General features: G+C 66.0%; 21 protein-coding genes. 12 read left to right on the top strand and 9 right to left on the bottom strand.

Annotated elements, in window-relative coordinates; translation table 11 throughout:
• Positions 1 to 7: 7 nt before the first annotated feature.
• Together ACUYM2_RS16365 and ACUYM2_RS16360 are read right to left on the bottom strand one after the other, a co-directional pair.
• Positions 8 to 760 (bottom strand): cyclase family protein, encoded by a 753-nt coding sequence (locus tag ACUYM2_RS16365; RefSeq protein ID WP_481601019.1) that lies wholly within the window; start codon positions 758 to 760, stop codon positions 8 to 10.
• Positions 757 to 1,206: a hypothetical protein gene (locus ACUYM2_RS16360; RefSeq protein WP_481601018.1), complete on the bottom strand. Its 450-nt coding sequence runs from the start codon at positions 1,204 to 1,206 to the stop codon at positions 757 to 759. The genes ACUYM2_RS16365 and ACUYM2_RS16360 overlap by 4 nt, the downstream gene beginning before the upstream one ends.
• A 115-nt stretch (positions 1,207 to 1,321) precedes the next feature.
• On the opposite strand from ACUYM2_RS16360, the gene mmuM reads away from it, so the two are divergent.
• The gene (gene mmuM, locus ACUYM2_RS16355) at positions 1,322 to 2,278 is read left to right on the top strand and encodes a homocysteine S-methyltransferase (protein ID WP_481601017.1); all 957 of its coding nucleotides are present in this window, start codon (positions 1,322 to 1,324) and stop codon (positions 2,276 to 2,278) included.
• 34 nt (positions 2,279 to 2,312) lie between these two features.
• Here the strand turns inward: mmuM and ACUYM2_RS16350 are convergent, their stop codons facing one another.
• On the bottom strand, positions 2,313 to 3,014 hold the full coding sequence (locus tag ACUYM2_RS16350; RefSeq protein WP_481601016.1) for an SCO1664 family protein: 702 nt from the start codon (positions 3,012 to 3,014) through the stop codon (positions 2,313 to 2,315).
• Between the two features lie 13 nt (positions 3,015 to 3,027).
• A complete protein-coding gene (locus ACUYM2_RS16345) occupies positions 3,028 to 3,693 on the bottom strand; it encodes an MSMEG_4193 family putative phosphomutase (RefSeq protein ID WP_481601015.1) in 666 nt (221 codons plus the stop codon).
• Between the two features lie 92 nt (positions 3,694 to 3,785).
• Between ACUYM2_RS16345 and ACUYM2_RS16340 the strand changes: the two genes are divergently transcribed.
• Both ACUYM2_RS16340 and ACUYM2_RS16335 read left to right on the top strand, forming a co-directional pair.
• Positions 3,786 to 5,174, top strand: coding sequence for a sigma 54-interacting transcriptional regulator (locus tag ACUYM2_RS16340; protein WP_481601014.1), 1,389 nt, complete (start codon positions 3,786 to 3,788; stop codon positions 5,172 to 5,174).
• A 19-nt stretch (positions 5,175 to 5,193) separates the two neighbouring features.
• Positions 5,194 to 7,197 (top strand): vWA domain-containing protein, encoded by a 2,004-nt coding sequence (locus ACUYM2_RS16335; RefSeq protein WP_481601013.1) that lies wholly within the window; start codon positions 5,194 to 5,196, stop codon positions 7,195 to 7,197.
• A 20-nt stretch (positions 7,198 to 7,217) separates the two neighbouring features.
• Here the strand turns inward: ACUYM2_RS16335 and ACUYM2_RS16330 are convergent, their stop codons facing one another.
• Complete coding sequence (locus tag ACUYM2_RS16330) at positions 7,218 to 7,922, bottom strand: GntR family transcriptional regulator (protein ID WP_481601012.1); 705 nt, start codon at positions 7,920 to 7,922, stop codon at positions 7,218 to 7,220.
• Between the two features lie 245 nt (positions 7,923 to 8,167).
• On the opposite strand from ACUYM2_RS16330, the gene ACUYM2_RS16325 reads away from it, so the two are divergent.
• From ACUYM2_RS16325 to ACUYM2_RS16295, 7 genes are all read left to right on the top strand, one after another.
• Positions 8,168 to 9,082 (top strand): ABC transporter substrate-binding protein, encoded by a 915-nt coding sequence (locus tag ACUYM2_RS16325; RefSeq protein WP_481601011.1) that lies wholly within the window; start codon positions 8,168 to 8,170, stop codon positions 9,080 to 9,082.
• A gap of 9 nt (positions 9,083 to 9,091) precedes the next feature.
• A complete protein-coding gene (locus ACUYM2_RS16320; RefSeq protein WP_481601010.1) occupies positions 9,092 to 10,063 on the top strand; it encodes an amino acid ABC transporter permease in 972 nt (323 codons plus the stop codon).
• Positions 10,060 to 10,824, top strand: a complete 765-nt coding sequence (locus ACUYM2_RS16315) for an amino acid ABC transporter ATP-binding protein (protein WP_481601009.1) — start codon at positions 10,060 to 10,062, stop codon at positions 10,822 to 10,824. The genes ACUYM2_RS16320 and ACUYM2_RS16315 overlap by 4 nt, the downstream gene beginning before the upstream one ends.
• Before the next feature lie 23 nt (positions 10,825 to 10,847).
• The gene (locus ACUYM2_RS16310) at positions 10,848 to 12,023 is read left to right on the top strand and encodes an alpha-hydroxy acid oxidase (RefSeq protein WP_481601008.1); all 1,176 of its coding nucleotides are present in this window, start codon (positions 10,848 to 10,850) and stop codon (positions 12,021 to 12,023) included.
• Positions 12,024 to 12,141: 118 nt separating this feature from the next.
• Positions 12,142 to 12,465, top strand: coding sequence for a YciI family protein (locus ACUYM2_RS16305; protein WP_481601007.1), 324 nt, complete (start codon positions 12,142 to 12,144; stop codon positions 12,463 to 12,465).
• Positions 12,462 to 13,700 carry an RNA polymerase sigma factor gene (locus ACUYM2_RS16300; RefSeq protein ID WP_481601006.1) on the top strand — a complete coding sequence of 413 codons (1,239 nt, stop codon included), beginning with the start codon at positions 12,462 to 12,464 and terminating at the stop codon, positions 13,698 to 13,700. Before ACUYM2_RS16305 ends, ACUYM2_RS16300 begins: the two co-directional genes overlap by 4 nt.
• A gap of 511 nt (positions 13,701 to 14,211) precedes the next feature.
• Positions 14,212 to 14,550: a hypothetical protein gene (locus tag ACUYM2_RS16295; RefSeq protein ID WP_481601509.1), complete on the top strand. Its 339-nt coding sequence runs from the start codon at positions 14,212 to 14,214 to the stop codon at positions 14,548 to 14,550.
• 13 nt (positions 14,551 to 14,563) lie between these two features.
• Here the strand turns inward: ACUYM2_RS16295 and ACUYM2_RS16290 are convergent, their stop codons facing one another.
• A complete protein-coding gene (locus ACUYM2_RS16290) occupies positions 14,564 to 15,976 on the bottom strand; it encodes an MFS transporter (protein WP_481601005.1) in 1,413 nt (470 codons plus the stop codon).
• A 135-nt stretch (positions 15,977 to 16,111) separates the two neighbouring features.
• Between ACUYM2_RS16290 and ACUYM2_RS16285 the strand changes: the two genes are divergently transcribed.
• Both ACUYM2_RS16285 and ACUYM2_RS16280 read left to right on the top strand, forming a co-directional pair.
• A complete protein-coding gene (locus tag ACUYM2_RS16285) occupies positions 16,112 to 16,690 on the top strand; it encodes a hypothetical protein (RefSeq protein WP_481601004.1) in 579 nt (192 codons plus the stop codon).
• A 368-nt stretch (positions 16,691 to 17,058) separates the two neighbouring features.
• Positions 17,059 to 17,814, top strand: coding sequence for a hypothetical protein (locus tag ACUYM2_RS16280; RefSeq protein ID WP_481601003.1), 756 nt, complete (start codon positions 17,059 to 17,061; stop codon positions 17,812 to 17,814).
• A gap of 63 nt (positions 17,815 to 17,877) precedes the next feature.
• Here the strand turns inward: ACUYM2_RS16280 and ACUYM2_RS16275 are convergent, their stop codons facing one another.
• The 3 genes from ACUYM2_RS16275 to ACUYM2_RS16265 all read right to left on the bottom strand — a co-directional run bounded on the left by ACUYM2_RS16275 (position 17,878) and on the right by ACUYM2_RS16265 (position 19,805).
• Positions 17,878 to 18,024, bottom strand: coding sequence for a hypothetical protein (locus ACUYM2_RS16275; protein ID WP_481601002.1), 147 nt, complete (start codon positions 18,022 to 18,024; stop codon positions 17,878 to 17,880).
• Positions 18,025 to 18,211: 187 nt separating this feature from the next.
• On the bottom strand, positions 18,212 to 19,081 hold the full coding sequence (locus ACUYM2_RS16270; protein ID WP_481601001.1) for an alpha/beta fold hydrolase: 870 nt from the start codon (positions 19,079 to 19,081) through the stop codon (positions 18,212 to 18,214).
• A 76-nt stretch (positions 19,082 to 19,157) separates the two neighbouring features.
• A complete protein-coding gene (locus ACUYM2_RS16265) occupies positions 19,158 to 19,805 on the bottom strand; it encodes a class F sortase (protein ID WP_481601000.1) in 648 nt (215 codons plus the stop codon).
• Positions 19,806 to 19,829 lie beyond the last annotated feature (24 nt).

Here is a 19,829-nt window from a genome sequence, read left to right as displayed (position 1 = left end):
GTCCGGCTTAATGGATGGCGAAGACCCGCGCCGGGAAGCCGCTTCCCTCCAGGGGCTTTGGCCACGCCGCGATGAGCGCGGCGCCCGCCTCGGGAAGGCCGTCCAGGTTCGCCAACAGTTCGATCTGCCAGCGGTTCTGCGCCAGGACGTAGGTCTCCAGACTGAAATCCTGCCGGGACGTTGCCAGGCCGGGATCCGTGTCGGTCTGTTCGTGGCCTACCGCGGCCACCGATCGCTGCTCGATCAGGAACGCCAGGACGTCCCGGGACCAGCCGGGGGTGTGGCTGATTCCGTCCCGGTCCTTGTTCGCCATCGCTTCGGAATCGGGCCAGCGCCGGCTCCAGCCCGTGCGCAGGGCCACGAAGGCGCCCTCGGGGATGGTCCCGTTGCGATCTTCCCAGATGCGCACGTCGTCCATCGTCGGGGTGGCGTCGGCGTCGGCAGCGACGCGTTCCGTGATGTCCAGAATGACGAGCGGGAGGACCATCTCCCGGACGGGGATCCGGTCCAGCGTGCGGCCCCCGCGGATGAAGTGCGACGGCGGGTCCACGTGGGTTCCCCACTGCCCGACGATCGAGTAGCGGTGCGCGGTGAAACCGTCGCCCTTCTCAAGGTCGTAGAGCGCCTCCCTGGTTTCGTCCGGAAACGCCGGAAAGTGCGGCTGCCCCGGGTGGAAGGCGTGCGTCAGATCGGTGAAAGTCCTGCCGGCGAGGAGTGGCTGGAGATCGGTCCAGAGGCCGGCGACGGCGGTTTCGCTCACGATGCGGCCCCGTTCTCAACGGATGCTGCCAGTGCGGTGCTGGAGACCGCCACGGGTCCGGAGAGCTCGATCACCGGAACCTCCCACGGGTGGATGTCGATGATGCGCCGCACGAACCGGTCCACGGCGGCGTCATCCAGCGCAGCGTCGAAGTACGTGGTGAAGACAAGGGTCGGGGAGATGGTCCGCTGGCCTACCGTCCCCAGCGTCGGATTAGCGCCCGCGGCCACGGTGAAGCCTTCGAAGCCGATGCCGGACTCGAAAACGTGCCGATAGTTGCCGAAGTCGCCGAGCTCGGGGGAATCATCGAGGGTTCGGAGGAGGGCCGCGACGCCGGGGTCGTCCCGGAACGCCGCGGTTTCAGCGCCGGCTAGCCGGGTGAGGCTCTCGGAGGCTATGGGCCAGTGCACGCGGAGCTTGCGTACGGACTTCATCTCAATGTTCAAGGGAACGCCTCTTCCTAGCGGTGTCGCGGATTGCGTGACAGCCATGGTGACATATAGTGATGTTCATTACAAGCATCTAAAAATGCTTATTATGATCAACATGAAGGATTGATGGATGCCGACCGTAAAGCTGTCCCACGCCCTCGCCGCAGTCGAATTCCTGGTGGCGGACGGTGCCCTCGCCACCGAACTTGAGGCGCGCGGCTGCGATCTGGCGGATCCGCTGTGGTCGGCCAAGGTCCTCATCGAAGCGCCGCACCTGATCAGGGAGGTGCACCTCGATTACTTCCGTGCCGGGGCGAGTATCGCCACCACGGCGAGCTACCAGGCGACGCCACAGGGCTTCGGGCAGCGCGGGATCGGCGAGGCAGAAGCCCTGGAACTGGTGGCTCTCAGTGTGCGGTTGGCCGATGAAGCCCGCCGCGAGTACCAAGCGGAAAACCCGGCCGCCGGTCCGCTGCTGATCGCCGGGTCGGTGGGGCCATACGGTGCCTTTCTTGCGGACGGCTCGGAGTATCGGGGCGACTACGAGCTTGAGAAAAGCGAGTTCCTGGACTTCCACCGGCCGCGGATCGCCGCTCTGGTGAGGGCCGGCGTCGACCTTCTGGCGTGCGAGACACTTCCCTCCCTGCCGGAGGCGGAAGCGCTGCTGGAACTTCTCGACGAGTTCGACGTCGAGGCCTGGTTCTCCTTCACCTTGCGCGACGGCGGCAGCATCAGTGACGGCACACCACTGGGCCGGGCCGCCCGGCTGGCGGCCGAACACCCCCGGGTCGCAGCAGTCGGGGTGAACTGTGTCCCCCTGGACCTGGTGACCCCCGCGCTGGCCAGCCTTCGGACCGCCACGCGGACGCCCCTGATCGCCTACCCGAACTCCGGGGAAGCCTATGACCCGGTGACCAAGACGTGGGGTCCGGCCAAGGATGGCGCGTCGGGAGCTGCGGCAAGTCTGGCCGGGGAGGCCGGCGCCTGGCGCCACCTCGGCGCCCGCATTGTCGGCGGATGCTGCCGGACAACGCCGGGGGACATTGCCGCCATCGCGCGCCTCTACCGGCCACGGCCGGCCGCATAGCACCGGCGGGCCTGCCCGGCACGGTGACCCGGCCCTAAACGAGCGGCCACGGGTAACGCATGCCGGTGCGGTCAACCGGCAGCACCCCGGCAACCAGCATCCGCTGGACGCGGCGTTGCAGCGCGGTGACCTCGTCGTCGTCGAGCAGCTCGGCTATCTCGGAAGGAATGGCCTCGGCGAGCGGGGCGATGTCCTCGAGCAGGGCGTCCGGTATGGGTTCACCGGCGAAGTCCCAGATCACGGTGCGCAGTTTGAATGCTGCGGAGAAGCACAGGCCGTGGTCGATGCCCCAGATCCGGCCGTCGTCGCCGCGCAGCACGTGGCCGCTCTTGCGGTCCGTGTTGTTGGCGACGTAGTCGAACAGGGCGATCCGGGCCAGCTCGCGGTGGGTCTCGGGGGCGTCCTCGAACAGGGTGAAGTAGTGCTCCTGGAAGTCGCACTCGATGAACCACTGCAGCGACCCGACTCCCAGGGGTGCGTCCTCCCGGATGACGGTGAAGGGCACTAAGCCCCAGCCCAGCGCTTCGCTGAGCAGGTAGGCGGCGCGTTCGCGCTTGTAGAGGCCGGGTTCGAAGTCGGAGAGCGGCCGTTCGCCGGCCTCCGGCTTGTAGACCGCGTACCCCTCGTCCTCGCCGCAGGTGACCTGGACGAGGAACGTCTGGTTGCTGCTGCGCGGGATGAGACCCAGCAGTTCAATGCTGCCCTCGGTCAGCAGCGTCAGTTCACGGCCGGACACCCTGGACCCCGCTTCACGACGCCCTCAGTCCGCTGAGCGGTTCCGACGTCGAATTCACCATGTGCACTGCGGGGTCCTGGCCCTCCACGAAAGAAATAGCAGACACCGAGCCCGGGCTGATGACGATGCGCTGGAACAGATCCAGCGGCGTACCCAGGGCATGGGCGACGGCGGCCTTGATGGGATCGGCGTGGGAGAAGCAAACCACCACACCCCCAAAGTGGGCTGCGCACAGCGCCTCCATCGCCCTCACGATCCGCGCCTGCATCTCCGGGAAGCTCTCACCGCCCGGGAAGCGGAACTCGGACGGGCTGTGCTGCACGGTCTGCCACTCCGGCAGGACGGCCAGGTCGGCGATCGCGGATCCGGTCCACTCGCCAAAGTCGCACTCCAGCAGCCCGTCGTCGTGCTTCACCGCCAAACCGGTGCGGGCCGCCGTCGGCTCCGCGGTCTCGCAGGCGCGCTCCAGCGGCGAGGAATACAGGGCGTCGACGGGAAGTCCGGCGAGCCGCTCCGCGATCCGTTCGGCCTGGGCCCGGCCGCGCTCGGACAGGTGCAGTCCCGACGCCCGCCCCGGCAGGACCATACCCGTCGTCGGGGTCTCTCCATGGCGCACCAGAAGCAGGAGCGTGCCCTGCCGAGAGGGCTCCGCCGGACGTCCGGACGTTGCTGCAGTCATCAGAATCCAGCGTAAGCCGCACAAGCGCCCGATGCGCAGGAATCTCCGGAAATCCCTCGATAACCCGCCGGGTACAGGTCTACGGTGGAGGAGTGAGTGATCGCCCCGAAATCTTCACTGTTGGTGAACTGCGTGCCTCCGGCCACGTTCACAAGGACCTGCGCCGCGAAATCCGCGACAACCTGCTCGCCGCGCTCGCCGCCGGCCGCGACCCCTGGCCCGGGATGTTCGGCTTCAGCCGCACCGTGCTGCCCCAGCTGGAACGCGCCCTGCTCGCCGGGCACGATGTCGTCCTGCTCGGCGAACGCGGGCAGGGTAAAACCCGGCTGCTGCGGACCCTGGCCGGGCTGCTGGACGAGTGGTCGCCGGTGATCGAGGACTCGGAACTGAACGAACACCCCTACGAACCCCTCACCGAGCACTCCCGCGCCCGCGCCCTCACCGAGGGGGACCGGCTGCGGGTGGCGTGGCGGCACCGCTCCGAACGGTACGTCGAGAAGCTCGCGACGCCGGACACCTCCGTCGCGGACCTGATCGGCGACGTCGACCCGATGCGGGTGGCCGAGGGCCGCCGCCTGGGCGACCCGGAAACCATCCACTACGGCCTGGTCCCGCGCTCCAACCGCGGCATCATCGCCATCAACGAACTCCCCGACCTCGCCGAACGGATCCAGGTCTCCATGCTCAACGTGATGGAGGAACGCGACATCCAGATCCGCGGCTACGTGCTGCGGCTGCCGCTGGACGTCCTGGTGGTCGCCTCCGCCAACCCGGAGGACTACACCAACCGGGGCCGGATCATCACGCCGCTGCGGGACCGCTTCGGCGCCGAGATCCGCACTCACTACCCGATCGAGCTCGACGACGAGGTGGCCGTCATCCGGCAGGAGGGTCACCTGGTGGCCGGCGTCCCGCCCGTCATCCTCGAAATCCTGGCGCGCTACACCCGGGCGCTGCGGCAGTCCCCGGCAATCAACCAGACCTCCGGGGTATCCGCCCGGTTCGCCATCGCCGGTGCCGAAACGGTCGCCGCGGCCGCCCTGCGCCGCGCCAGCGTGCGCGGCGAAGACGAAGCCGTCGCCCGGATCATCGACCTCGACGCCGCCGTGGAAGTCCTCGCCGGGAAGATCGAGTTCGAATCCGGCGAGGAAGGCCGGGAACAGGACATCCTGGACCACCTGCTGCGCATGGCCACCGCCGAAGCCGTCCGGGCGCACTTCCACGGCCTCGACATGGGCGACCTCGTCGCCGCCCTCGACGGCCACACCACGGTGACCACCGGTGAACTCGTCACCGCCCGGGAGTTCCTCGACAACCTCCCGTCGCTCAACGGATCCAGCCTCTACGACGACATCGGGGACCGCCTCGGCGCGGAAAACGACGGCCAGCGCGCCGCCGCCGTCGAACTGGCCCTGGAAGGCCTCTACCTCGCCCGGCGGATCTCCAAGGACTCCGACGACGAGGCGACCGTCTACGGGTAACGGCAGCTAAGGAGGGCCCATGGCCGCTCACCACCGGTCCCGGTACAGCCGCTACGCGGGCGGGCCGGATCCGCTCGCCCCGCCGGTGGACCTGGCGGAGGCGCTGGGCGCCGTCGCCGAAGACGTGATGGCCGGCTACTCGCCCCGGCACGCCCTGCAGGAATACCTGCGCCGCGGTGGCCGGAACCGGGAAGGCCTGGACGACCTCGCCGGCCGCGTCCAGCAGCGGCGCAAGGACCTGCTGGGCCAGCACAAGCTGGACGGCACCCTCAACGAGGTGCAGAAACTGCTGGAGACCGCGGTGCTGGAAGAGCGCAAACAGCTCGCCCGCGACGTCCGGATGGACGACACGGACCGCGCCTTCCGCGAGATGCAGCTGCAGAACCTGCCCAAATCCACGGCGGCAGCGGTCAACGAGCTCGCCTCCTACGACTGGCAGTCCACCACCGCCCGCGAGGCCTACGAGCAGATCAAGGACCTGCTGGGCCGCGAGATCCTGGACCAGCGGTTCGCCGGGATGAAGGAGGCGCTCGAGGGCGCCACCGAGGAGGACCGCGCGGCCGTCGCCGAAATGCTGGCCGACCTCAACGAACTGCTCGACAAACACCGCCGCGGCGAGGACACCGACGCGGACTTCCAGGGCTTCATGGCAAAACACGGGCAGTACTTCCCGGAGAACCCGCAGTCGGTCGAGGAGCTGATCGACGCGCTCGCCCAGCGCGCGGCCGCCGCCCAGCGGCTCATGCGGTCCATGTCCGCCGGGCAACGCGAGGAACTGATGCGGCTTTCCGCCCAGGCGTTCGGCTCGCCGGAGCTTATGGCACAGCTGGGCCAACTCGATGCGAACCTGCAGGCCCTGCGCCCCGGCGAGGACTGGTCCGGCTCCGAACAGTTCAACGGCGAGGAGGGGCTGGGGCTCGGCGACGGCACCGGCGTGCTGCAGGACCTCGCCGAACTGGACGAACTCGCCGAGCAGCTCTCGCAGTCCTACAACGGCTCCCGCCTGGATGACCTGGACCTGGAGGCCCTCGCCCGCCAGCTGGGTCAGGACGCTGCCGTGTCCGCCCGGACCCTGGCGGAGATCGAAAAGGCCATGCACGACGGCGGCTTCCTGCAGCGCGGCGCCGACGGCGACCTGAAGCTCTCTCCGCAGGCCATGCGGCGGCTGGGCCGGTCGCTGCTGCGCGACACCGCCAAGCAGCTCTCCGGCCGGCAGGGCCGCCGGGACACCCGCGTGGCCGGGGCGGCGGGGGAGCAGACCGGCTCCAGCCGCCCATGGGAGTTCGGCGACGCCGAACCGTGGGACGTCACCCGGACCATCACCAACGCGATCCGCCGCACCATCGCCGACGGCGGCGACCCGCGCCACGGGCTGCGCCTGGCCGTGGACGACATCGAGGTCACGGAAACCGAGGCGCGCACGCAGGCCGCCGTCGCGCTGTTGGTGGACGTGTCCTTCTCGATGGCTGCCGAGGGGCGCTGGGTGCCGATGAAACGCACCGCGCTCGCCCTGCACCACCTCGTGTCCACCAAGTTCCGCGGCGACCGGCTGCAGCTGATCGCGTTCGGCCGGTACGCGCGGACCATGGACATCGGCGAGCTCACGGCCCTGCCGGCATTCCGGGAACAGGGCACCAACCTGCACCACGGGCTGCTGCTGGCCGGCCGTTTCTTCCGCCAGCACCCGTCCATGCAGCCGGTCCTGCTGGTGGTGACCGACGGCGAACCCACCGCGCACCTGGAGGCCGACGGCGAGTCGTGGTTCTCGTATCCGCCGGACCCGGAGACCATCCGGGTGACGGTCGCCGAGCTGGACCGCCTCGGCCGGGCCGGCACGCAGGCCACGTTCTTCCGGCTCGGCAATGACCCGGGCCTGGAACGGTTCGTCGCCCGGATGGCCCGGCGGATCGATGGCCGCGTCGTGGCCCCCGACGCCGGCGACCTGGGGGCCGCCGTCGTCGGGGAGTACCTCCGTGCGCACTTCCGCGGCCGGGCCTACGGCGACGACGACTGGGCGACTTAGGCGAGAGCCGGCGTCGGTGTCTACGTGTTCGGGGAGAACTTCTTGAGGCGGGATGAGCGGGACTTGATCCCTTCAATGTGTTCGTTCATCGCTGCCCTCGCGCTCTGGGCATCATGGGCGCGGAAGGCGTCGATGACAGCTTGATGTTCCCGGACGGTGTGTTCGCCGCTCATGTCGTTATGCACCATGAGCCTGAATCTTTGGATGTGGCCCTCGATTGAGCCATAGGCTCTCAGCAGGAATTCGTTGTCGGTAGCTTCCGCGATACAACGGTGAAAGTTCTCATCCGCCTTCCAGTAAGCACGATAGCCCGCAAAAGTGTCTCCGCCCAGGCGAGAAGCATCGAGATCGGTGTTATAGCCCTCCAGTTCGGCGACGAATTCGTGAGTTGCATTGGTGCAGGCGATTTCCGCCATTGATGGCTCAAGAACGAGCCGTGAGGTCAGCAAGGCAGCTACGTCGGCTGCCGTCGGTTCCGGTGCGACCTTGTAGCCTCGAAGGGCCTCGCGTCGGATCATCCCTGTTGCTTCCAGCCGGGCTAGGGCTTCGCGGACAGGCGTGGAGGACACCTTGAAGCGCTTGGCCAAGCCATCGATGCTTAGCGGCGACCCGGTGGCTATCTTGTCGTCCAGCAGCAGGGATAGGACGGCCTCAAACACCTGGTCTACCAGCATGGGCCGCGCGGCTATGAGCCCTGCGTCGTCCTGAAACGAGATGTCGTTCATATGGAGATCCTCTACCAGAAGTGATCGTTGCGACGACAGCGCAACGATGGATGCTGAGATACCGACTACCCGCACATCCCGGCTAAGTCATCCGTTGCTACCGAATCGTGCATGATGTACGGTACATGATATCAAGCGAAGATGTGATCTAAAACACAGGGGGCGCCTTCGCCCGTGACCCGATCGGGATGCCCCGTTCGCTCGTTTTCCCTCCGGCACGACATCGACTTTCAAAGGGTGTGCAGATGAATCAGCTCAGAACAAGCTTGTTGTCCGTGGCAGCAGTCTCACTGGTGGCAGCCGTGCTCACAGGATGCTCAAACCCTGCGACGGGTAGCACCACGGCGGCAGCGACGGCGACGTCTTCGGCGTCGACCGCGCCGGTCCAGCCCAACGCCGCCGCCGTCGCCGCGCTTCCCCAGGCCATCCGGGACCAGGGAACCCTCACGGTGACCATGAGCCAGAGCTCGCCGCCTCTGCATTTCATGGATCAGGACGGGACCACTACGATCGGCGTGGATCCCGAGATTGCGGTCGCCTTGGGTCAGACCCTTGGTTTGGATACCAAGGTGGTCAGCGGACCGTTTGACGGCATAATCCCCGGGATCGCAGCAGGCAAGTTCGACATGGCCATTTCGCAGATGTCACCCTCCTCGGAGCGAATGAAGGTGCTCGACTTCGTCGACTACTACCAGTCGGGAAGCGGGATCGGAGTGGCGCCGGGGAACCCCCAGCACCTCAGTCTGGACACGCTCTGCGGCAAGCGAGTCGGCGTCCTGAAGGGGTCCTTCCAAGATCTCAAGCGGCTCCCCGCGCTGTCGGCAGAATGTACGTCTGCTGGCAAGGAGGCCATCCAGGCCATGACCTACCCCGACATGCAGGCGCCCAATCTCGCGTTGACCGCCGGCCGGATTGACGCCGTGTACGTCGATGGTCCGACTCTGGGATACGCAATCAAACAAGGTGGCCAGATCGAACTGCTCGGCGAGAAGGACCTGTCGCCGGTCAGTATCGGATTCAAGAAGGGTGCTGGCCTGGAGAAGGCAGTGCAACTCGGTATGGAATCTCTCGCTGAGAGCGGCAAATACAAGGCCATTCTCGACAAGTGGGGAGTCGGTAGCGGCGCCATCACGGACTTCGCCTTCAACAAGGCCCAGTAGGCCCCTGTCATGAATGACACTGCCACGGCCCACGGCGACCACGCCCTCACCGACGACGGCCTTGATCGCCAACTGCTTTCGGGCCGCCCGCAACAGCATCACGGCCTGCTGTGGTTGACGGCGGCAATCGTCCTCTTTGCCATCTTCTTGGTCGGCTATTCCCTGGTCACGAATCCCCGATTTGAATGGGGGGTGGTATTCGGCTGGTTCGCCTCTGAGCGGCTGTTTTCCGGGCTCATGCGCACCCTGCAGTTGACGGTAATTTCGATGGCAGTCGGGATCGTCGTCGGCGTGCTGTTGGCGCTGGCGAGGCTCGCGCCGAACTTCATCATCGCCGGAGTAGCGGCTTTCCTGGTGTGGCTCTTCCGCGGTGTTCCCGTGTTTGTCCAGCTCCTCTTTTGGGGCTTTATCGCGGCCATCTACCCGCGGTTGTCGGTGGGGATCCCTTTCGGGCCCGAATTCTTCTCAGCTGACGCGAACACAATCATCACGCCGTTCCTCGCCGCCATCCTGGGCCTCGGGCTCAACGAAGGCGCCTACATGTCCGAGATCGTTAGGGCTGGCCTCCTCAGCGTCCACCGCGGGCAAACTGAGGCGGCCAAGGCGCTCGGGATGCGGCGCTTTACCACCTTCTGGCGGATCATTTTGCCGCAGGCAATGAAGATCATCATCCCGCCTACCGGCAATCAAACTATCTCCATGCTCAAGACGACGTCGCTGGTGAGTGTGCTGGCCTTCCCGGAGCTGTTGTATTCCGCGCAGCTCGTCTATAGCGCGAACTTCAAGACCATCCCCCTGCTGATCGCGGCCAGCCTCTGGTATCTGCTGGTCACCAGCATTTTGAGCCTTGGCCAGTTCTATATCGAACGGCATTTCAACAAAGGAACGGCAGTGCCGGGCCGGTCCGCCCGGCGCGGCCCTCTCCGCAAGGCCAAGGCCTTGCGATCCGGTTCCGTCGCGACTCAGGAGGTTCAGTCATGAACGACGTAGTGGTCGAGGCCAGGGACGTCACGAAGCAGTTCGGAGGCCTCAACGTTCTCAAGGGAATCGACTTGACGGTCCGCAGGGGCGATGTGACCTGCATCATCGGCCCCTCCGGTTCCGGAAAATCCACGTTCCTGCGCTGCATAAACCAACTGGAGATGCTGGATGGCGGCTACATCATCGTCGAAGGGCAGCCGGTGGGAGTGAAGATCAAGAACGGACGCTTGCAGGCGCAGAGCCATTCCGAAGCGGCAAGGGCGCGCGAGAACGTCGGCATGGTTTTCCAAAGTTTCAACCTTTTCCCCCACATGACCGTGCTGGAAAACGTATGCGAGGCGCCGATCAGGGTGAAGAAGCTGGGCCGCAAGGCCGCCCGGGATAGGGCCATGGCCCTGCTCGAGCGGGTGGGGCTGGAGGCAAAAGCCGACGCTTACCCGGGCGCTCTGTCGGGCGGCCAACAACAGCGCGTGGCCATCGCCCGCGCCCTGGCCATGGAACCCAGGCTGATGCTGTTCGACGAGCCGACATCGGCCCTGGACCCTGAACTGGTGGGCGAGGTGCTCGACGTCATGCGCGGGCTGGCCGACGCCGGAATGACGATGATCGTCGTCACCCACGAAATCGGTTTCGCCCGCGAGGTCAGCGATCACCTCATCTTCATGGACGACGGCTGCATCGTGGAACAAGGGCACCCTGGAACCGTACTGAAGGACCCCCGGCATGAACGGACCAAGCAGTTTCTGGCAAAAGTACTCTAGACCGTGACATTGGAGCAGGAACCTTGAGAAAAAAATGGATTGTCAGCATCGACGACTACCGCAAGGCATCGCGGAGGCAGCTTCCGCGCATGATCTCTGACTACCTTGAAGGCGGCGCGCTCGACGAAACCACCATGCGGGCCAACGAGGAGCACCTTGATTGCCTGATGTTGCGCCAGCGTTCCTTGGTAGACGTCACCGGGATGAACACGTCCACAACGGTGCTCGGGCACTCCTTGGCGTTGCCGCTCATGGTCGCCCCAATGGGCATGCTCACGATATTTCATCCTGGTTCCGACCCTGCCGTCGCCAGAGCAGCTGTGCGGGCAGGATCGATTTTCATTCACAGCGCCTGGGCCGGATGCTCGTTGGAAGAAGTGGCCAGGGTGGCGCCTGACAATCTCTGGGCGCAGGTGGCCTTCTGGAAAGATCCCCAAGAGACGGCCAACTACGTCGCGCGCGCGCGGGCAGTCGGTGTCAACACGCTGGTCGTTGCCGGCGACGTAGGGTCTTCCAGCAAGCGGGAACGCGATCTCCACCACGGGCTGTCCATGCCCCCGCGTCCTCCGGTGGCGGACTACTTCGACGCAGCAACCCACCCGGGGTGGCTGTGGCGGTGGCGCACGGGCCGCAAGATGACCTATGGCAACTACCAGATGAACGGGCGTCCGCTCCGGATGGACGAGATGAACAGCTGGATGGCATCCAACAAGAATCCCGCAGCTAACTGGGATGACTTTGCCAAGCTTCGCGCCGAGTGGTCCGGAAACCTCGTCATCAAGGGAATTATGGACGCCGAGGATGCCGTGCGGGCTGTGAACGAAGGCGCTGATGGCATCTTTATTTCAAATCACGGCGGCAGGCAGTTTGATGCCCAGCCTGCGACAATCGACGTTCTGCCGTCCATCGTGGAAGCCGTCGACGGCCGGGCCGAAATCTATCTTGATGGTGGAATCCGGCGTGGCCACGACATAGTGAAGGCAGTGTCGCTTGGGGCTAATGCAGTGCTTGCTGGACGCCCGTTCGCATACGCACTCGCTGCAGGTGGAGAGCCCGCGGTTGACCGGGCTTTCTCCATCCTGCACGAGGAACTGAAAGGCGCAATGGGCTTCGTGGGCCGAACCTCTGTTGCAGAGTTGAACAAGACCGTTTTCGTCGATGCGAAAGGGGCGCCGGTCCTCGACGGTTTGCTCCGGTGAACCGAGCCGTAGCAGTGCGGGCTGCTGCCACTTCCTGTCGAATAGCGGCAGAGTTGTTCGTAGTAAAGGTGAGCGGCCGCCCAGGAGGGGCGCCCCAAACCGCAGGAGATGACTCGAAATGCAGTACTTGCTGTCCGTGATTCACGACAAGCTTGAGCTCGCGCCGTCGGACGAGATGGCGGCCATCGACGAGTTCAACGACCGGCTCCAGGCCGACGGGCACTGGGTCTTCGCCGGCGGCCTCGGATTCCCGGACACGGCCACCGTCATCGACAACCGCGGCGAGGGCCCGGTGATGACCGACGGCCCCTTCGTGGAATCGAAGGAGTACCTCGCCGGGTTCTGGATCATTGAGGCGCCCGACCTCGACGTGGCGCTCAAGCTCGCCGCCGAGGGGTCGAAAGCTTGCAACCGGAAGGTCGAGGTACGGCCGTTTCTGTGACCGGATCCGACGTCGGCGGCGCCGTCACCCGCGCCTACCGGGAGAACTGGGCCAGGCTGGTCGCCGCCCTGACCCGGCGCTTTGGCGACCTCGACCTCGCAGAGGAGGCGGCCGCTGAGGCATTCACGACGGCCGTTGAACGGTGGCCGTCCGACGGCGTCCCCGCCAACCCCGGCGCATGGCTGACCACCACGGCCAAGCGCAAAGCCATCGACCGGCTCCGCCGCGAGAACAAACGCGACGGCAAACACCAGGAGGCCCAGTTGGTGTCCGAAAACGACGGGCCGCCTGAGCCCCTCGGCGCCATCGACGACGACCGGCTCCGGCTGATCTTCACCTGCTGCCACCCGGCGCTCGCGCCGCAGACCCGGGTGGCCCTGACCCTGCGGATGGTGGGCGGGCTGACCGTTCCGGAGATCGCCCGGGCCTTCCTGGTGCAGGAGAGCGCGATGGCGCAGCGGATCACCCGTGCGAAGTCCAAGATCAAGGCGGCCCGCATCCCGTACCGGGTGCCGTCCGCGGAGGACCTGCCAGCACGTGCCTCCGGCGTCCTCGCCGTGCTCTACCTGATCTTCAACGAGGGGTACCTGGCAACGGGCCCCGACACGCATCCAATCCGCTCCGACTTGACCGCCGAGGCGATCCGGCTCACCCGGTTGCTCCGCGCCCTCCTGCCCGAGGACGGCGAGGTGGCCGGGCTCCTGGCCCTGATGCTGCTCATCGAAGCCCGGAGTGCCGCCCGGATCTCGGTTAGCGGCGAACTCGTGACCCTGGACGTGCAGGACCGGGAAGCCTGGGATGCATCCCTCATCGCCGAAGGCAACCGCCTGCTGCGTGAGCGACTGGCGTCCGGTGCGGCCCCGGGCCGGTACCAAATCCTCGCGGCGATCAACGCCGTGCACACTTCTGCCCGCGACTTCCGCGACACCGACTGGTCACAGATCGTCGCGCTCTACGACCAGCTGCTGACCATCGATCCGTCACCGATCGTCGCACTGAACCGGGCCATCGCGGTCGCCGAGCTGGACGGCCCGGACACGGCGCTGGCCGCCGTCGACCGGCTCGAAGCCGACCTGGCCGGCTATCACGCCTACTACGCGGCCCGCGCCGAACTGCTGCGGCGGGGAGGCCGCGCCGCGGAGGCGCGCGTGGCGTACGACAAAGCCGTCGAACTGGCGGGCAACTCTGCCGAGACCGCCACGCTCCGGCGACGCCGGGACGAGCTGCCTGACTGAACGGTGGACCGGGCGGTTGCTTTCAAAACGGGCGCCCATCCGGTTTACTGGGGTGCACGGTCAATACGGAGGGGGAACCGTGTATTCCAAAGGGTCATGGCAGATTACGGTCGGTTTAGTACTGCTTGCGGCCACGGTGTTTGTCTTACCCATGTCGCTGTTTGAGGTTGCAACTGGTGTCGCCGCACAGGGCGCGCTGGTGATGTTCGTTGTCGGACTTAGTCTCCTGCTTGGCAGTTTCGCCTTGATCGCCGTGGGCCTCTCCCTGCGATCGCGGAACCTGCGAACGGCGCGCAGTTACCACACGCGGGAGCCTTCCTCGTCTGACGGGGATCGGCCGGTCAATCCCCATGCCCTGCCGAACTCCTACGGGGCGATCCCACCGCTGGGATAGGGAGTCTACGGGCCGCGGAAATCCTGCGCTTCAGCGAAGTCCGCCACCTGAGGGTGCCGTTCTCGTCCGCGCGGCCCAACACGGCTACTCCGTGCGAGACTTTCAGCCATGGACCCTATGGATTGCCTGGTCATCTACGTTCCCACCGACGCTGCGCACGCCGTACGGCAGGCCATTGGCGATGCCGGGGTGGGCAGGCTGGGCAACTACTCGCACTGCTCGTTCAGCTTGGAAGGAACCGGGCGATTTACGCCGTTGCCGGGCGCGAACCCGGCCATCGGCGTCGTCGGTTCCCCCGAGGAAGTCCCGGAAACCCGGATCGAGGCCATTTACCCGCGGTCCCGGCGCAGCGCCGTCGTCAGCGCGGCACTGTCCGCACACCCGTACGAGACGCCGGCGTTCATGACCTTCCCGGTCGATGCCAGCGTGCCGGAAGGCACGGGTCCCGCAGCCTAGCGGCTGGGCACTGTCAGACCGTGCCGGCACCCGTCCCCGCATACGACGCCGAGACCCGGCGGTAGACAGGCGCCAGGAATGCCAGCAGCGCAGCTGCGATCAGGATGACGCCCGATATCAGGAACACCAGGGCGATGCCGCGGGATGTCCCTTCGCCCAGCAGCGGGGCCAGCTGGGCGGCACCGTCGGCGGACCGTGCGTACGGGATGATCCAGACCTGGGCGATCGGCGCGATGAGGAATGCTGTGATCGGCGCTGCCGCGGACTCGAACGCCATGGCGAATCCGAACACCCGCCCCTGCCGGTGCAGGGGCACCACCCGCTGGATGACTGTCTGCTCGGCGGCCTCGACTACAGGCACCAGGACGAGGTACAGCCAGATGCCGGCGACGTACAGCCAGGCCCACTCCCGGAGCGTGAAGACCGCACCGAGGAGGCCCATCAGGATCACCGCGAGGAGCATGGTGCGCAGCGGGTTGGATCCCAAGCCGAATTTGTTGACCAGCGCCCCGCCCACGATGAAGCCGGTGGCGCCGAGCGCGAGATAGGTCCCCCACAGCTCTACCGGGAACATCTCCAGGCCGTAGGGATCCATCAACGCCATGTAGACGCCGCCGATGAAATTGTTGAACGTGGAGAAGAGGATCAGCGCAAACAGCCCGGCAACCGCCGAGATAGCGGCCAGGGAGCCCCGCAGGTCAAACCCGCCCTGCGCGTCCGTGGCGGCAGCGCGGACCTCTTCGGGCATGCGCAGGGTGAGCACGTGCGCGAAGGCCAGCGCGGTCAGCACCACGGCCACGACAATGGTCCAGCCCATGCCCAGCAGCCCGACCGATACCCCGGAAAACACCGAGGTGACGATGAACATCAGCCCCTGCACCATCCCGACCAGCCCGTTGGCGTTGGCTCGCCGTTCCGGCTCGATCAGGATGGTGACCGTAGCGGCGAGCGCGATGTTGCGCATGTTCTCCACCACGGCGCCGAGCAGGACGATCAGCATGAACGCCCAGAACCACGGCTGCGCCAGGTCCAGCAGCGAGTCGGCGGGTGTCAGCAGGAACATCACCCCCGAGAGCACAAACATGGCCAGGGTGAAGGCGGCGGCGAAACGCATGACGGCCAGCTTGCGGTAGCGGTCCACGTAGGTGCCGAAGCTGATGCTGGACAGGGCGATCAGCAGCATGTACGCGCCGCCGACTACGCCGGTGGCGATGACGTTGCGCGTCTCCAAATACACCCAGAACGTCAGCGCAAACCACAGGTAACTGGTGGTGACATTGGCCAGGCCGGTGTTTAGCAGGATCCCGTAGAAGGTGCGGGACCGCTGCTGGGAACTTCGCAAGGGGGTGTCGACGGCGTTCTCGGGGGGACCGGCGACGCCGTCGGCCACGGCCGTCCGCGGCGGGACCGGTTCCTGCTCGGTCATGCGTCCCAGTGTAGTGAGAACCGGCCTGCACGGACATGGATTTTTGGCCCCGCGTGGTCGGGATAGGCTCGCTTCCGACCGAAACGGTCATCTACATACGGCAAGGCAGGAAAATTCTTGGATCCTCTGGGCGGCATGAGCCTCGACAACTTCCGCATCCTTCCGTGGGCTGTGGCCGCCGTATTTACGCTCGCGGCCGGACTCTGGCGTCCGGGCAGGCTTCACAGCACGGCGCTTGGTGCCGTCCTCCTCTTCGCGGCCCTCAACGCGGCTGCCGGGATCTACGTCCTAAACCATTTCGCTGACCCGCGCTGGTCTGCCGGGGGAGAGCAGCGCCTGAGCGCTCCTTCCCTAGCAGGCACGCCCGTCGTCGGCCAGTTTCTGCAACCTCTGGATGCGGCCCTGAGCGGAGTGGTCGGCGGGGTGAACGAGTTTCTGGCGTTCAAGGAGGCGCTTCCCGTCGCCCTGGACTTCCTTGCGGTCTCCGGCTGGGCGTTGCTGCTGGCCTTCCCGCTGGCGGTTCTCGCCGCCATCATCAACTACGTCGCAGCGAAACGCCGGGCGGCAGCCTTCGCAAAGTACCGCGCCGCCGTGGAACAGCTTCAGGTCGAGCTTGATCAAGTCAAACGGCAGCTGTCGTTGATGAGCCCCGTGCATACGGTGGGCGCCGCCGGGAGCGAGGACCCGGCCGAACGGCCCGGTCCGACCCGCTAGGGAGGCGCTGTCAGGACTACTCAGGCGGATGGCGCCGCCCGGCGGGTTCTCTTGTTGGGTCCTATGGGTCTGGCGGGGGAACAAACTGTGTAGGACACTTTGGCATGGCGTCGAATAATCGGTATCCGCCGCATTTCAAGGTTTATGCCGTCAGCGAATACAAGGCGTATAGAACGCAGAATCCTAATGAGTCCCAGTCGACTTCACTTCGGGCTGTCTCCTCACGCCTGGACGTGCCGGAATCCACGATGGCAGCTTGGATCCGAGCAGATGCGGCGGATCCGCCTACCTCGGGGACGGCCGTAAGCCTGGGGCAGGTACCGCCCCAACCGGAGAAGAAGAGAGGGCGGGTTCTAGACTTTGTGGCCGTGATCATTGCCCTCTTCGCGGCGGCTCCTTCCTGGCTCGGGATTCAGCCGATCCAGGATACGCAGGAGCAAAGCAGAAATGCACTTAGCTATTTCAGGGCGGTCACGGCGCCCAACCCCGCCAGCTTTGGTGCATTGGCTCAACGGCTGGACACGGCCCAGATCTACACTGAAGACGGCTCACCCGCCGCGCGCGTCCTGGCTTTGTGGTCCGAGATAGCCCGCGTAGGCCGAAACGCGCAGGTTCCGATCGAAAAATCGCAGGGAACTGAGCTCACTGCTATTGACGGCGGCTACCGTTCGTGTAGCCCCGCCCAGCCCGCAGACTGCCGAGAATACCACGCCCTGGAATTCGATGATCGAAACCGTCTGCGGGCCTATTCCATCGGAGACCTGCGCATCCAATCTGCATTACTGAACAGGGAAGAGGCGGCAAGCCAAAACGAAGACGCCAAGGTGAGCCTCATCGACGGTCTTGAAATCCAGAACGGAGTGGCATTCGCGGCCGAAGTGACAAATCAGCGGACGGGGGAGGTCGCAACCCTGGAATTCGCAGGAGCACGATACGCGGCCGGGGAAAAGCAATTCACGGCCGAAGTCTTCGGTCCCGCCACCCTCGGACCCAATGAGTCGGTCACAGTCGCGGGCATGGTCAAGCATGGTCGTGGGATCACCCTGAGCCTGCCGGTGCACTTCAAAAGCCAGAGTGGAAACGGTCCGGAACGCTCCGCTGTCCTCCACATCAAACTGAACTGACGGGCCGTCAACGGCGGTTTAGCTTTCCGCTGGCGCTGAGTGAACGATCCCTCCCTGTTCGGGTTACTTCTTCTCCGTCAGCGTGGCTGCCTTGTGCGCCGCCCTCGCGCCGGTCTTGTCGGACTCCATGATGTCCCCACCGAAGCTACGCCCGCCGTCCGGCAGGCCATTGGTGACGCCGGTGCGGGCAGGCCGGGCAACTACTCGCACTGTTCGTCCAGCGACGAGGGGACCGGGCGTTTCACCCCGCTACCGGGTGCGGCGCATGGCACGCCCGAGGAAGTGCCGAGATGGGTGGAGGCGATCTACCCGCGGGCCCGGCGCAGCGCGCCGTCGGCAACGCCGCCCTGTCGCACCCCTACGAGGCGCCGACCTTCATGACCTTTCCCCGTCGACGTCAGCTTGCCGGACTGAGGGGGTTCCGCGGACTAGCGGAGCCAGCCGGCCGGGCGCTTGAACTGTCGGCGTGTTCCAGCACGCGCGCGAGCCATTCAACCAGCAGGGCGTGAGCCAGGGCGGGCTGCTCATGCAGCAGGGCATGGCCGGCGTGATCGAGGACCGCCAAGGTACAGCGAGGGTACTGCCCGGCGAGGTCGGCCGGGGCCGCGTAGCCCGCGGTGGAATCCTGCCGTCCGGCCAGAATCAAGACGGGATGAGGATAGGTCTTCGCCGTCTCCGGGCGATCCTGCAGCTCCCAGCGCGAAAAGATCCGCATCAGGGCGGTCTCGTCAACGAGCGGCGCTGCCGCGGCGACGGTGTCCTGGAACCGGCGCAGCGTTTCGGCCGTCTGGACAACGAAGTAGCCACGGTAGGAGGCCTCGAGCTCCGGGCTGAGCTCGCCGGCAAGGTCCGCCGAGGATACAAGAACCGTGTGTTCAGGCACGGGGCCGGTGTGGGCGCCCACCGGGCAGACCAGCGCGAGCCCGATGACCTGCCCAGGTCTGTGCTGGGCAATGGCACGGGCTAAGTAGCCGCCGTAGGAGTGGCCCAGGACGAGAAGAGGTCCAGCGCCGATGGTGTTGTCGATGAAGCCGAGCAGTAAGTCCAGGACATCATCGTTGCTGGCGATGGCCGCAGGCGCCGCGGTGAGGCCCATCCCCGGCAAGTCCGGGTACAGGCGCCGAAAGCCGGGGGCGGAACTGAACACCGGTTCAAGGGCTTGGGCGATTTCGCGGTGGTCTACCCCGACGCCGTGCAGAGCGAGAACCGGAGTACCGCTGCCGGACTCGACATAATGCACAGGAACCCCGCGGACCGTAGCCTCCATCCAGCCAGTGTAAAACGGACGCTCTCGCTGATACCTCCATTTTTAGCCCGCAAACAGCAGCTGTGCCTGAGGACACCTAGCGGCGGGCCGGGTCTTGGTCCGCGGTGATGACGATGTTGGTTCCCCAGAGGTCGGCGGTGTAGCAGCTGACGAGGACGAGGCGGTTCGGCACCTTGTCCCAGATGCGACTGTTTTTCAGAGTGTCTTTATTTTCAGTGGTGACGGTTTTGACCATGTAGCTTGCGGGCCCGGCTTTGGTTGTGACAATAATCCGGTCGCCCGGCTTTGCCCGGGTGCTGAGGTGGTTGAAGGGCGAGTCCCGGCCCTCCCAGCTGTGGCCGATGATGTAGGTGGTGTCGGGGGAACCGGGGCTGCCGTACGACGTCAGCCAGTAGGCATCCATCGTCACGGGCGGAATGATTGACTCCTGCCCGTCGGACGGGGTCAGCGGCAGGAGTTCCTGGTCCATGCCGACGGAGGCGTAGGAAATGTGCAGCGGCGTCGATCCTTGGGGCGCCCGAGTGGCCGGCGCAGGCCGCGCCGTGCCCTCAGCCGCTCCTGGCTGTGTAGAAACGGGAACGGGCAGCGCCGTGGACGGAGTGCCGGACGACGTGGCGAGGGTGCCAAAAACGGACAGCGAGACAACGAGCAGAGTGCCGAAGGCGATAAGCCGGAAGCGCCGCCACGCGCCGGCGCGGTCGGCGTGGAACCCATCTTGGGTCAAGACCTGAGCATCGCCCCGAATGGC

Source organism: Arthrobacter sp. SD1074B, from assembly GCF_056780195.1.
This window is presented reverse-complemented; position numbering and strand designations above follow the sequence as displayed.

Bases quoted from the DNA above. Each gene is read 5' to 3' on its own strand.
- mmuM (WP_481601017.1), top strand. From the start codon at position 1,322: ATGCCGACCGTAAAGCTGTCCCACGCCCTCGCCGCAGTCGAATTCCTG.
- ACUYM2_RS16345 (WP_481601015.1), bottom strand. From the start codon at position 3,693: ATGACTGCAGCAACGTCCGGACGTCCGGCGGAGCCCTCTCGGCAGGGC.
- ACUYM2_RS16335 (WP_481601013.1), top strand. From the start codon at position 5,194: ATGGCCGCTCACCACCGGTCCCGGTACAGCCGCTACGCGGGCGGGCCG.
- ACUYM2_RS16330 (WP_481601012.1), bottom strand. From the start codon at position 7,922: ATGAACGACATCTCGTTTCAGGACGACGCAGGGCTCATAGCCGCGCGG.
- ACUYM2_RS16325 (WP_481601011.1), top strand. From the start codon at position 8,168: ATGAATCAGCTCAGAACAAGCTTGTTGTCCGTGGCAGCAGTCTCACTG.
- ACUYM2_RS16320 (WP_481601010.1), top strand. From the start codon at position 9,092: ATGAATGACACTGCCACGGCCCACGGCGACCACGCCCTCACCGACGAC.
- ACUYM2_RS16315 (WP_481601009.1), top strand. From the start codon at position 10,060: ATGAACGACGTAGTGGTCGAGGCCAGGGACGTCACGAAGCAGTTCGGA.
- ACUYM2_RS16305 (WP_481601007.1), top strand. From the start codon at position 12,142: ATGCAGTACTTGCTGTCCGTGATTCACGACAAGCTTGAGCTCGCGCCG.
- ACUYM2_RS16295 (WP_481601509.1), top strand. From the start codon at position 14,212: ATGGATTGCCTGGTCATCTACGTTCCCACCGACGCTGCGCACGCCGTA.
- ACUYM2_RS16290 (WP_481601005.1), bottom strand. From the start codon at position 15,976: ATGACCGAGCAGGAACCGGTCCCGCCGCGGACGGCCGTGGCCGACGGC.
- ACUYM2_RS16285 (WP_481601004.1), top strand. From the start codon at position 16,112: ATGAGCCTCGACAACTTCCGCATCCTTCCGTGGGCTGTGGCCGCCGTA.
- ACUYM2_RS16270 (WP_481601001.1), bottom strand. From the start codon at position 19,081: ATGGAGGCTACGGTCCGCGGGGTTCCTGTGCATTATGTCGAGTCCGGC.